Below are 12,831 nucleotides of genomic sequence, written 5' to 3' on the forward strand. Positions count from 1 at the left end.
GGCTCCTTTGGTTTACCCGGTATCTACTTGGTTTGCGGCGCAGGCGTCAGCTTGAGCCAGCCGTCCTCGGCCGTTTGCGGTGTATAGGAAAACGCGGCCCGATCGCCCACCTGGCTGGCCGGTAACGGTTCGTCCTGCGGAACCTGCTGGCCGTCCTGCAACACGCTAGTGGTCCATTCCCAGACGAATCCCGATTCCGGCGGTATCGGCAGGCTCAATCGCTGCTGGCTGCGCAGGATCGGATGGGTAAAGAAGGTCATTTCGATGTTGCGCAGCGCCGCCGCCGTGATGTCCGGTGGGATACCGATGGCCTTCACCGGCAACAGGCCCGTTGTGGCATGCACCATCGCCCGAGGGTCGACCAGCAGGCTCAGGGTTTTCTGCGCCGGGATGCGTACATCTCGCAGATCGTCAATCTGCGCCTTGGCATCGGCGTAAGGGTGTGTCGGCGGATCAATATTGGCGTGTAGATTCAGGGTGATGGTCTGCGCGGTCGGCCGCTCGATCCCCGCGACTCCCGGGCTGGGGGCCGCTGGTGCATAGAGGGTGGTGTACGGTGTGTCGCTGTCGAGCAGGTACGCCACCAATCCATCCTCGAGGTGGTCGCGATCACCCAGGCGCACCGGAATATCGATGCCGCGTATGTCGGCACTGTCGCGTTGCGTCCAGTCATAAGTCTTGTCGTTCTGGCCGGGTAACAAGCGCGCCAGTTCGTCGCTGCTGGTCACGAACGCCGGCAGCCCCTGCACCTCGCAACGCAAGCCGGCGCGCACCAGGGCCAGCGGCTGGCCCATCAGCACTGCTTGGGCCTGAGCGGCCTGTTTGTCGTCCGGCAGGATGTAGGTGTGGGCATTTTCGATGGTACCTAGCAAGGTGGCAAAAAATGCCCTGGGTTTACCCAGGATGAATGTGGCCAACTTCACAAGGTGCGGGTTGGCGTCGGCGAGGTCTTCCTGCATCGAACGGGCGGCATTGCCAGGCGCCGAATGCCAGGCAACGGCCTGCTGCGCACCAAATACCCCAAGCGAACCCAATACCTCGCCGGTGCCGGTGAACAGCATCAGCGCGTTTTCCAGGTAGTTCGGCACAATCCAACCACACAGTGGGGACGTCGAGGGCACCGGGTTCATCTGCACTTCGTCGTTCCCGGCACTCAGCCAGCGGAACAGCAAACGACTGGGCTGGGCAATGCGAGGCGCCAAGTAGCCTTTACCTGTGACACCGTCGGGCGCCTGCATCTGCCAGGACACCGAGACCTTCTTGCTGTCCTCGAACTCCTCGGTGTCGACCAGCAGGCGTTTGCGCCCGAACACATCGACAAGTTGCAGTTTCGATAAGGTGAAATAACCGGCCCGCATCAGGTTGTACAGACTCTCCTGGCTGATCGGCACCTGTCCGGTCTGCTCGCCCGCCGCCCAAGCCACGAAATGGGTCAGGCTGTTGACGTACTGCGTGTTGTCAAAGCTGTCGACCAGCGCCGTCGGCGTCGACTCCTCGTCGTAGAACGGGTTGAACGGATTGAGCTGCAAGCCCGCCGCTCGGGTGATGAACCCGGCGTTGACCCCGCCCAACCCTTGCGCCAGCAGCGGTTTGTCCACCAGGTACTGCACGATCGCTTGCAGGTCGGGGTTGTCGTTGTGTTGCAGGTAGCGGCGCAACTGTTCGATCAGCGGCTCGGCCACCTTGGACGACAACAGGATGCTGTCGGTCAGCTTCACCCGCCCCTTGGCCGGTTGCGGCGGGGTCTTGCCGAAGACCAGTTCGATCTCTCGTTCATCCAGCTGGAACTGCTCGGTGATATAGCTGGCCTCATAGTCCTGCGATCCGTTGGTGCTGTGCTCGAAAGGCACGTAGGTGGCTTCCCAGACCAGGAACAGCGGCAGGAACGGGTCCTGCCAATCGAGCGCATGGTTCAGGGCCAGCCCCTGCGGCGCTTGCCCACTCCAGGTGAGCGTGAGGCCGTTGCTGGTTTCGCTGGGGTTTTCGATGATCGGTAGGTTTTTCCACGGGGCCGCCGCGTTTTCCGTCCAGGCTTGCTGGATCTGCGCGACGAGCGCTTGCTGTGCGGCCGCGACGTCCGTCTGTGGGGTCCCTTTGAGCGCCCCGGCGATCTGCGGCACCAGCAACGGGTCGAGCAGGCACTTTTCCCCCAGCAGACGGCTCAGATCATCGAGAATCGGCTGCAGGTCGCGTGCTTCAGGGCTGCCGGCCGGATTGACCTTGGGCACACCGAGCGTCAACGCGCTTTGCAGGGCGGCGGCCGTCAGGCTGGCGCCGCTGGTGTTGGCGCTGACCTGGCTCAGCAATTGAGCACCAAGCCGGCACGGCAGGCGTTTGACGTTACCGTTGCGCCGGGCCGGTTGCAGCGTGTCGCCGGTCACCACCAGCACCGGCTCGTTGGGCTGCCAGAAGCGCGCGGCGTTGGTGGTCTGCAATTCGAACTGGCTGTAGGAGGAGGCAAGCAGGCTCACCAACGTATTGGCCTGCGTCACCAGTTGCCCAACCAGACTCTGCGCGGACGCCTTGCTGACGTAACTGCCGTCGGCGGCCTGACTGAGAAAATCCTGTGGCCCGCAGTAAAACACCGGAATGTTTTGGGTGGCCGGGGACGCGGCAGCGGCCTTGCCGAAGGCAGCTTCGAACTTGGCCCACAAATCGAGAATCTGCTCGGCCAGGTAAGTGTTCAGTTGCGTGACGTCGAAAGGCACTGAGCCGGTATCGTCGTAGAGACCGGTGATGTACTTGTACCAATCCATGAAGATCTGCTGACGGCAGGACACGATGATGTTGAGCAACGCATCCAGGCGCTGCTGGTACAGGTTAAGCGCATTGAGCTTATCGCCCAACTGATTGTGATCCTCAGGCAGCACCACCTGTGGCGCGGCGTACTGCGAGCCGCTACTGGTCTGCTTCTGCCGAATCATCCAAATGCGCCCGGCTTGCAGGGCGCCGAAGCCGTTCTGATGTACTTCCTGCTCAAGCTGAACCAGCGTCAGCGAGCTGCCAAGCCGCTCCAGCAAACCCATCTGCAGCGCATCCAGGAGAAATTCCAGGTTGTCTTCGATCTCCTGGCCGGCGCCGTCAAGCTGGCCCTTGGGGTCCTGGGGTTTTCGGTTGCGCCATTGCTCCTTGATCAGCGCGGCCAGTGCCGACGAACTCGAACTGCCCATGGCGGCGCGCACTGATTCGTCGCGGTCGGTCACGGGTACCAGGTAGCACTTGGGAAATCCCGGCTTCGCATTGGGGAACACCGGGTTCTGACCGGTGGTATTCCAAGGGATGTTCGCCACCTGCGCCGTGTAGACACAGCGCGAGGGAAGCTGTGCGGGCGTGGGCGTGTACTGCCACAGGTAAAACCCTTCCACCACCTGGGCGAGCAGTTGCTCCGGGGTCAGTTGCTCGTCGAGCGGCGCCTTGCCGTTGTCGACACGAGCCTGCGCGAGCGCCTGTTCGAAAGCTGTACTCTGCAAGGGGTCGTCCGTCGCGCTGCTGTGCCAGCCGCTGACCTGGTACGACACCTCGAAGCGCGCATTGCCCAGGTCAAACCCCTGCCCTATATCCTGGAATGTGTCGTGGAAGCCGAATGCACTGGCGCAGTCCGGGTAATAGGCACTGAACGTCGGCCCGCTGTTGCCCAACGCGCTGATCGCACCCAGGCTTTGCCCAGGCGCCATGAAGTTGCTACCCGACAGGACGAACGCTGGCAGGTGGCGCACATCCGTCAGCGCTGTACCGGGCAAGTCCGGCTCCGGTTGCCAGGTTTGCAGCTCGAACACCCGGCCCATGCGCCGCGACGGCGGGTAATAAGCGGCGCCGCCATTGCCGGCGATGTCGTAGCCAGGTGGTACATCCCAGCCCACCGGCAGGGAAATGCTGGTGCGCTGGCTGGAGGGGTAATAGTCCGAGACGTACTCCTCGGGCGTCATCAGGTAGTCGCTCTCGACCACCCACTGTTTCACTTGCGTGCCCTGCTGCCCCTGGAGGATGCGCGTCACCAGCCAGCGGTTGGGTGCCGGCGGGTAGTCCACCGTGCCGTCCGGTGCCTGGCGCCCTTGGGCTATGGTGTCGGGCAGCGCCCAGTGCAGGTGGATGCCCGCCTTGAGCTGCTCGATCACGTTCTGGCTCAAGGGATTGTAGGTGTTGCTGCTGACGTTGGCCTTGGTCCAGGTGCCGCTATGCACGATGGCGCCGTTACGGCCCGGTTCGCGCCAGGGCAGCCCCTCATAGGCGGTCGTGCCGCCGGAAAACAGCTCAGTGCTTTTGGTCACCAGGCTCGCGTCGTTCGGGCTGACCCGCAATGCCTGTACGTTGACGGGGATGATCAAGGTCATTATTCAGATCCTGCGCTGAGGTCGAACGAAACGAGGCCGACACCCTTCACCATTTGCAAGGCAAATTCGGAGGACGGCAGATGGTCGAAGCCGCTGTAGATACCCTGGATGTAGTCGCCGTACTTGGGGTCGTGCAGGTTCTTTGACAGCCGGTAAAGGCGCAGCAGCCGCCGCTCACTCGCATCCCGGAACGGTACGCTCTGGAACACGCCAGGCACCTGCTCGCCCGCCGTATTCGTTTGGGTGGCGTTGGTGAAGTTGTAGCGCAGGTTGATGGCTTTGGGCTCAGTAGCCGCGACGCCAAAGTGCAAGCCTTCGGCGGGCTCATGGATATCCACCGAGCCCAGCGTCTGACCGTCGAGGTCAAACAGGCACAACAGCACGCCGGGGGCCAGGCGCTCGAAGCGCACAATGTCCATCGCCTTGCCGTCGGGGGTATAAGCGTTCACTTCAAGCCCCGGCCAGCCCTGCACCACGTCCGAGCGCAGAATGAAACCGCTCACCACGTCCATGTCGATTTTTTCCTCGGCCTGGTCTTTCAACCCCAGCGCGATGCTGCGGCTGATCGAGGCATGCCGGGTGGTGTGCAAATTGACCCTGGCCTTGATCGCAACATCGTGGGCGATGGTCGGGTCGGCAGCATTACCGGTCACGGCCCGGCCGATACTCAGCGCACCGTCCAGCAAGCTCTGAATCCAGTTCTCGTCCAGATAGAAGAAGCGTATCGACTCCGGCGGCAACATGCGCTCGTCCGGCACCAGATAGTTGAACGGGACGCCATCGAGCAGCTTGAGCTTGGCCAGCCAGGTGTAGATCTCCAGCGGCACGCTGAACCGAGCGTCGCCGATGGCGAGCAACTGCGTCGCGTCCGAAAGCACCTCCCGTTGGTACCTGACGCGTCCGGCGCGAGCAACAGCCAGGTTGCCGGTGGCCAGGAGTGCGTCGGGGGTTGGCAGGAAGGGCTTGAGCAAGGGATAGATCAGCGAGTCGCTTTGCAATTGCTGCTGGATTTCATCAAGCGACTGCTGCAGCACGATAGCTTCCATCTGCGCCACGACATCGCGCAGGTTGTCCCGGCGCCAATTGTAGAGCAACACCGAGAAATGCTTGTTCTGCAAGGCCAGCAACTGACCCATTTGCCATGCCGCCGCATAGGAAATATCGAACAGCCCGGTGTCGGGGTCGTACTGGGTCGCGGCATCGGCGGAGGTCCAGGTCGGCGGCACGGTGTCGGTCTTGATCTGATACGGCGTCAGCGGTCCGCGGTACCACGACACGGTATTGCCCGCATCGCGGGTGTGGTGCTTGAGCGCCGTATAGCCCATTTGCAGCGCATTCTTGGCCCGCCGGGTTTCGTCCGTGTCGCCCTCCTCCACCGCCGCGACCGGCAAGCCCAGAGCAAAGTTGGCGGCGACTGTCGACGGCGTCGCCTGACCTGCCAGCGGGTTCTTTGGCTTGAGTTCGAGCAGCAACTGCTCGAACCGCTTGCCCGTACCGGTCGAGGTGAAGGACCAACTCGTCAGCGAGACCAGGCGCATGAACCCTTTGTCATCGATGGCAAACGCCGGTTCGTTCGGCGCCTGCACGGAGCGTGGCCGGCTGACTTCGCCACCGTTGTCCGAAGTGGCCGGGTCGATCGGCAGGAACGGCTCCATGGCCTCCAACGACACCAGGTGTGCGATACAACGCTTGCCGGTTTGCGGCAGGCGGTTGCCGGTGACGATGGCGAAGTTGGAAGTGCCCGGCACTTTCGAAAGGTCGTTGCGCGAGGCCGGGACGCCGTTCTGTGTCGCCTTGCGGATGATCTCGACATTGCGCACGTGGGCCATCATTTTCAAGTCGTCCAGTGACGGCGCAACGCTCCAGAACAACCCTAATGGGACATCAATGTAGTTGCAGGCGTCGTCCGCGTGCTGGCCGTAATCCAGATACTTCTCCAGCCGTGCCGCATCGCTTGAACTGTCCAGGTCTGCGGCGGCGTAGAAGTACGAATAGCCCTGCGCGATCTGCGTCTGCGGACGCTTGAAGAACAGGTCGCGCAGCTTGCCGGCGCTCGGGCTGGCACTGAACCCCTGTTGCTTGAAAGCCAGCTCGTCATCTTCGTCGAAAATCAGCACAGCCATCCAGGTGGGCACGTCGTGATCGTGCTCCTGGTCGGGAAAACTGACCACCGGCTCAGCAAGACTCGGGCGGCGCATCCAGGGCAACGTCTGTTTGGTAAACACTACATGCGCCAACGTATCGGTGTATTCGCCCTGGGTCTGGTCAGGCGGGAACACGGTCTGGATATCGTTGCTGTCGAGGGTGAAACGCGGCGCCTGCACCGCAAAGTGATACTGATTGGCATAGTGCTGCTGCTCCTGCGAGACGCGCTGGGAGACCGTGAACTGGTACTCGCCCGCCTCCAGCCCGGGCAGGTTGTGCTGGATGAATTTGACCGTCCCTTGAATGGGGTGTTCTCGATTATCAGTCACTGCTTATCTCCAACACGTAGTGATCAAATTGCACTCGTTTCCTCGCCGAGCACACGAATCAGCGGCCAGTCCCAGAGCGGGTAACGGGCCAGACGGCTGACATCGAGTGCGGCGCTGTCAAAGTTGAAACCGAGCGAGTCGAGGCTATCGACCATCTTCTTGCGTTCGGCGGCGACCGCTGCCGCCGCCAGGTCGGCCAGTTCGAAGTTGACGTTGCGGATACTGGCGGTCGCACGGGTGTAGGTCAGCACGGTGCCCTCCTCGCTGATGACGGCGGCGAAGCTGTCGCGGGTGGCGACGCTGGGTGTATCGAGCAGCCAGAGCATCTTCTTCGTGGTGTCGAAAAGCAGCGCCCAAAGGTCCGCGTCCGCGGTGATTGCCGGGTGACGGATCATTGGCGAGAGTTCCAGGCCACTCAGTGTGTTGGCGATCATCCGCGCCCCGTTGATGCCAGGGTCCTGCCCGGCCCACAGGGCAGACTGGGCGTTCTGCAAGGCGATGCCGACCGCCACTTCGTTGACCGGCACGTTGTAGTTTTCAGGTTTGGTGTAGTCCTCGCCGGCTGGCAGGCGAGTCAATTGCATCTGATGGTCGACGCTGAACTGGCTAGCCTTCAGCGCCATGGGCAGGACACCGAAATCATCGGCCCAGCCCGCACCATCGTCATTCGCGCCATGGGCCGTGGGCATCGCGGCGGGCGTGCCGCTACCGACATAGGTGAACGCGCCCGCCGGGGTGAACGGCGTATTGACCTTGAAGTCGTTGAACCGCGCCGTCTTGCTGGGAATGACCATGCTCGAGGCGATACCGAAATGATTGGGGTCGAGTACCCAGTCGAAGAAGGCCGTGCTGTCCTTGGCCTTGAGGTCGCTGATCAAACCCTGCTGGACCGTGCCCCTGACCAGTTGGGTTGGCTGTACGTCACCGGCCTTGTCGGCGTCGGTGCGGCTGAACATCTCCAGGCGTTTTGTGTCGCCATTTGCCGCCGGCAGAAACGACGTTTTGAAGTCTTCCCAAGTCACGGGATCGGGTTCGGCCCTGCCGCTGCCGAAGCGCACGCTGAAACTGATGATGTCCAGGTCAATCGTGGCTACACCGCCGAACTCGGGGCCCCAGATGTTCAGGTCGACACCCACGTGAATGGTGATTTTGACGGTGACAAACAGCAGGTTGGCCTTGAACGAGGCGCCCAGGTGAATATACGCGGCGGCTTCGTAATGGAACGGCCGCCAGCCCAGCAGAAAATCGATTCCCACGCTGAACCAGGCGCTGATCGGCCCCGATTCCCAAGTGGCCTGGACCGTGAAACCCGCCATCAGCGTGTGCGAGAGCAGCGCGAAGTAGCATTCGCCCTTGAGCACCAACGGCCCGGTTTCATAGACCATCTGCAAGCGCGGCACGGTCGGGAAATAGTCAGGTTTCTTGAACCGCGGGCTGTAGCCGCCCATCGAGACCAGAAACTCCCCGGAGTGTTCACCGGCGAACCAGGTGTAGAACGCAAACCCGCCACTGACGTGGCAGAGCCCGGCGTAGATGAACGACGCCGGGGTCAGACGGCCATCGACGGCGATCAGTCCGCTGCTGGACTCGAAACGCGCCTCCAGCGCTACTTCGAGGTAGACGATGGGCTTTGGCGCGCCCTTGGGTACCGTCACTCGACAGATTCCGAGCAGCGCCACTTCCAGCGAGACGCCGAAGGACACCGTGAGCAAAGCGGTGGCGTCGACCATTTCGAACGAGGTGAAATCGATGCCGGCCGCCACCCAGTACTCGCCCGCCTGTGGATGAATGTACGCTGCAGTCTTGACCAGCGTTTGTTGCAACACTTGCCCAGGATTGCTCGTACCCAGGGTGGTGGGAAAGCTGTTTTCCGGGCGCTTGTTGTTCTGCGGCAGCAACGGGTAGCTGGTCAGTTGGTCGATGCTCGGCAGCCCCAGGCTACGGTTGATGCCAAAACCGCCAGCCAGCCCCGTCACGAAGAAAAACGGCGGCCCACCCAGCGGTTGCTGAAGCCGAACAAAGATAAAGAAGGAGCTTTCATCGGGCGCATAGCCACCGATGGCGGTGAGCGAGAACGTCGCCACATTGACCCGCGCTTCCCCCAGGTAGTCTTTGTCAAAACGCAGGAAGCCACCGGCGATGCTCAGCGGACCGGTCTGCAACGCCAGGCTCATGCCATCCAGTTGGGCCGAGATGTCCAGATCCGAGCCCTTGCTATCAGGGATCTTGAAGCCGAGCCCCAGGCCCTGCAGATCGAAGGACAACATCGCCAGGCTGAACCCGGCATCGATCAGCAGCCAAACACGGCCGTCTTCGTAACGTACACCGACGCGGGCGAGCGATACCGGGCCGATGGATTTCCCCACCGTCAACCAGGCGGCATTGCCCGCCGGTGGTTTCGCCGCTACGGCCGCCACCGTCTGCGTGCTCACGGGTGCGGTATCGCCACCGGCCGAGAGCGGCAACGCTACGCCGCCCAGTTCGATGTCGGCGGCAAAGTTGAAGCCCGCGGCAATAACCGTCGTCGAGCCCTTGGCATCCTTAGGTAACGGCAAGCGGCACGGCACCTGTGCCTGCGTCAGCAAGGCGTTGAGCTTTTGTACCTCATCGGCGCTGAGGGGCGATGCGGCGAACAGTGCCTGCACGTTCTTGATGCTGCCCAGGTTATCGTCGGTGAAGATCTTGCCCACGAGCGGCAGATCGGCCAGCGACGCTTCAAAGCCGAGCAGCATCTGGAACACGTAGTTCGAGGTACTGGTCCCGGTCTTCGGGTCCAGGGATTTGAGCGCCACGAAAGTGCCTGTGCCGTAATGGGCCGAAGTCGCCGACAGCAGCACGGTGTTGTTGCTCATGTCATAGACGAAGCTCGCCTGCGACAGGGCCAGGTCAAGTTCCGCGGGGATGGCGGGAATCGAGAAACCCAGCGCCCCGGCGATATCTGCGAACTGCAGGTAGTCGTTGTCCTGGGCTTTCCAGTTCGCCTGGATCTTCAGGCCGGGCTGGGTGCCGGAATCGAACGTCAGGGCGAAACTGAAGTTCTGCTGCCCGATCACGAAGCTGCCTGTCAGCGCTACAGATGCGTCCGCGCCGGTCTTTTTGAACAGCACCGACATCTGTGCATCGACGCTGGTGTCCAGGAGCGTGAACGCCGTGCGGGCAGCCCCGAACACCGTGTAGGCATAATTGCTTTCGCCCCCTGCCACTGTCACGCCGAAACTGTCAAACACGATGGTGCTCAGCACATCGGGCACCGGCACCGACGCACTGACCACACCCTTGACGATACTGCCCAGCGACACGCTATCGGTCATCTGCCCGCTGATCAGGTCGATATTCCAAGCGGCCGCCTGTTTGACCAGCACGATCGAAAAGTCGAACGTGGTGTTGAAGATCGTTGGCAGGAACTGCGCCGAGGCCCGGATCTCGACATTAGTCGTGGGCTTCGGTCCGGCGGGCTCGGTCAGCCTGACCATCAGCGTCAGCGACTCCAGCGACAGCACGCTGGGTATCAGTGTCCAGGGGGCCTCGGTATGGATGGCGAGCGTGACCGAACTGACCGGTGCCGATTTGTTCGCCAGCACCATGCGATAGAACGTCAGGCTGATGTTCTCGAACACCTTGCTGAGCACACTTGGAATGTACTCGTCGTAGTGTTGCCCGCCCGGCAGGCTCTTGATCAGGTCCGACGCGCTGAATGTCGCACCCGGTGCCGGTTGCGCGAAAATCACCAGCGAATCGAGGCTCCGGGTGATCTCCACGCCGCAGTCGAGTTTGCCGTCGAACAGCGAGGAGACTGCGAAGCCGATCTGCTGGAGATCATCGCCCTTCTCGCTGATGCTCACCCCGACCGCTGGCGCAGCCAGGCTCAACCGCCAGTCACCTACCCCAATGGAAAACACGCCTTCGGAAACCGGGGCGCTAAGCCGCCCGGTCGGGTACGGCGCATCTGCGGCCGGGGCGAACGGCCCATAGAACTTGTACGGCGTACTGCCCACCAGATCGCCGAGAATCGCGCCGACACCGCTGATGTTCTCCAGCCCGATCGTGGACAGGAAGTTCTGCCCTTGGGCCAGGCAAATGGAGGTCGCATCGTCCTTTGACCAGCGATAGGTCGTCTGTGCCAGCGAGGTATAGACGAAGCGCGGGTTGGCTGGTTTCAACAGCCCAAAGGGGAAGAACGTCATCCCCGGGAAGCTGGAAGCAAGCTCCCAGCCCGGCGGCAAGGTTGCACCGATAAGTACAGCCACCTTGCCATCACTGATGGTAAAACTCAGCTGGACGCCGACTTCGCTGACCTTGAGCAGCGCAGCGGTCCCGGTGTTGACTCGCACGACGCCTTGGTCGGGCCCGCTGACATCGCTGCTCTGCAGGCCCTCGACCGTCAGCTTGGTGCCTTTTTCCAACAAGAACGCGGTGGCGATGTCCGCTACCTGCTCATCGCTCAGCAGGCGGTTGTCGAGCACCACCTTACCGTTGTCCGCTGCCTGCTTGCGTAGGTCGCTTGCCAGTTGATTGATATCCACTGTGGACTCCTGCTCAAGTGATATTGGTCACTTGTTGGTTATTACCGTTGGGCTGGAACAACTTGTCGGGGATAAAGCCGGCCTTCTTCACCCCGGCAGCGATGATCGATTCCACGGCCTGGCAGATGGCACGGTTGCGAGCTTCGGCATTCCCGGCCTGGGAAGCGATCTGCGAAACGGGGAACACGCTGTTGACGATGAAGTCCTTCAGCGAGACAGGCGTGGCGGCTGCGCCCTGATTGATGACGCTCTTGGTGCCTTCAGTGATCGCATACCAGCGTTCGTAGTTGTAACGGATGCTGTTGAGGACCTTGCCCTTCTCGTCGCTGTCGAAATAGCTGTTCGTCTGCTTGAGGATGGTCGACTCAGTGGTGATGCCAAAGGCGTGCCTCTTGATGTCGAGATAGTTGGTGAGGCTGGTGTCCTCGGCCGAGGCGATGAAATACGGGCTGAAGTTCAGGTTGTTCTGGTCAAGCCAGTCGATGTTCCACAGCACCGCCTGCTGGAGTACCCGGTCTGTCCTGAACACCGAGTTCAGGTAGTCCCCACCCGGGCTGCCCAGCAACCTTCGATGCGCCTGGCGATCAGCAATGATGCTGTCGGTGGTGTCGGTGGCCGTTTCGCTGCCAAATCCCATCCCGATGAAGCCGCGTGCGAGCATCGCACCTTCGGCGGCGGCCAGCCCCCGGAAGGCATTAAGGTGATAGACGTTGTCATCCACCAGCCAGGCGTAGTTCCAGCGATTGTTGGAGCTGCGCCGCAGCCACTTGCAAAACTCGATGGCCGCGTAACGGCTGGCGCCGAAACCGACATAGGGATAGTTTCCACCCAGCAGCCAGCCGGCATCGTTATGGAACGACCAACCGATGACATGCAGGTTGGGAACGGTGTGCAAGACTTTCCAGTACTTGGGGTATTCGAGAGCGTGAACAATGAGATAGATGCGCCGATTGGCATCATTGACCCGCCCCGGGTAATACCAGGCCGGTACCGGGCGCGTGTCTGGCACGCTTTGGCCGCTAGGGTTTTGCTGGGTGCGTGCATTGAAGGCTTGCAGGTCCGACACATTGGCGAAGTGCGTCTGCCCCAGGTCTTGCAGAAGATCCGCACCGCGTGCGAAACCGGAGGCGATCCAGTCGCTGCGATTGCTTGAAATGACGACCAGCGGCGGCAGGGACGCAGCATTGTTTTCGGCGAGTAGAATCGCGGCCGAGGTGCCGTTGGTGTAGAAGTCCAGCGCCCGGGGCAGCTTTCCCGCGTCGCGCAATACATCGATCCTGTCGTTGACCAACTCCAGGCAATCGCTCTGGTCGGTATCTTCGAGTACCGGGGTTTCAATCGGCTGATACTTTTGACTGACCAGGTTGCCGCCATAGTTGCTTTTCACGCGCAGGGTAATCGCCATAAATACTCCTGACCCGGTTATCCAAGTGAGTGGCTGTTGCAGGAGACCGCCTGCGCGGTCCCCTGCGCTGGGCTAGGGCCTTACTTGGCAACCGCAAG

4 protein-coding genes are annotated in these 12,831 nt (G+C 61.7%); all 4 read right to left on the bottom strand.

Translation table 11 applies throughout. The features are described from left to right. Positions 1 to 23 precede the first annotated feature (23 nt). From NIBR502773_RS00315 to NIBR502773_RS00330, 4 genes are read right to left on the bottom strand one after another with little or no spacing between them, the layout of a single operon-like run. Positions 24 to 4,331, bottom strand: coding sequence for a hypothetical protein (locus tag NIBR502773_RS00315; RefSeq protein ID WP_141155025.1), 4,308 nt, complete (start codon positions 4,329 to 4,331; stop codon positions 24 to 26). Continuing rightward, entirely contained in the window at positions 4,331 to 6,805 is a 2,475-nt protein-coding gene (locus tag NIBR502773_RS00320; protein WP_141155026.1) for a hypothetical protein, read from the bottom strand. Before NIBR502773_RS00320 ends, NIBR502773_RS00315 begins: the two co-directional genes overlap by 1 nt. Before the next feature lie 23 nt (positions 6,806 to 6,828). Continuing rightward, positions 6,829 to 11,328 carry a DUF6603 domain-containing protein gene (locus tag NIBR502773_RS00325; protein WP_141155027.1) on the bottom strand — a complete coding sequence of 1,500 codons (4,500 nt, stop codon included), beginning with the start codon at positions 11,326 to 11,328 and terminating at the stop codon, positions 6,829 to 6,831. 13 nt (positions 11,329 to 11,341) lie between these two features. Next, the gene (locus NIBR502773_RS00330) at positions 11,342 to 12,733 is read right to left on the bottom strand and encodes a hypothetical protein (RefSeq protein WP_141155028.1); all 1,392 of its coding nucleotides are present in this window, start codon (positions 12,731 to 12,733) and stop codon (positions 11,342 to 11,344) included. Positions 12,734 to 12,831: the final 98 nt, after the last annotated feature.

The organism is Pseudomonas sp. NIBRBAC000502773 (assembly GCF_006517195.1).
Lineage (GTDB): Bacteria > Pseudomonadota > Gammaproteobacteria > Pseudomonadales > Pseudomonadaceae > Aquipseudomonas > Aquipseudomonas marginalis.

Excerpts from the sequence above, each read along its gene's own strand:
- NIBR502773_RS00315 (WP_141155025.1), bottom strand. The coding sequence starts at position 4,331 with ATGACCTTGATCATCCCCGTCAACGTACAGGCATTGCGGGTCAGCCCG.
- NIBR502773_RS00330 (WP_141155028.1), bottom strand. The coding sequence starts at position 12,733 with ATGGCGATTACCCTGCGCGTGAAAAGCAACTATGGCGGCAACCTGGTC.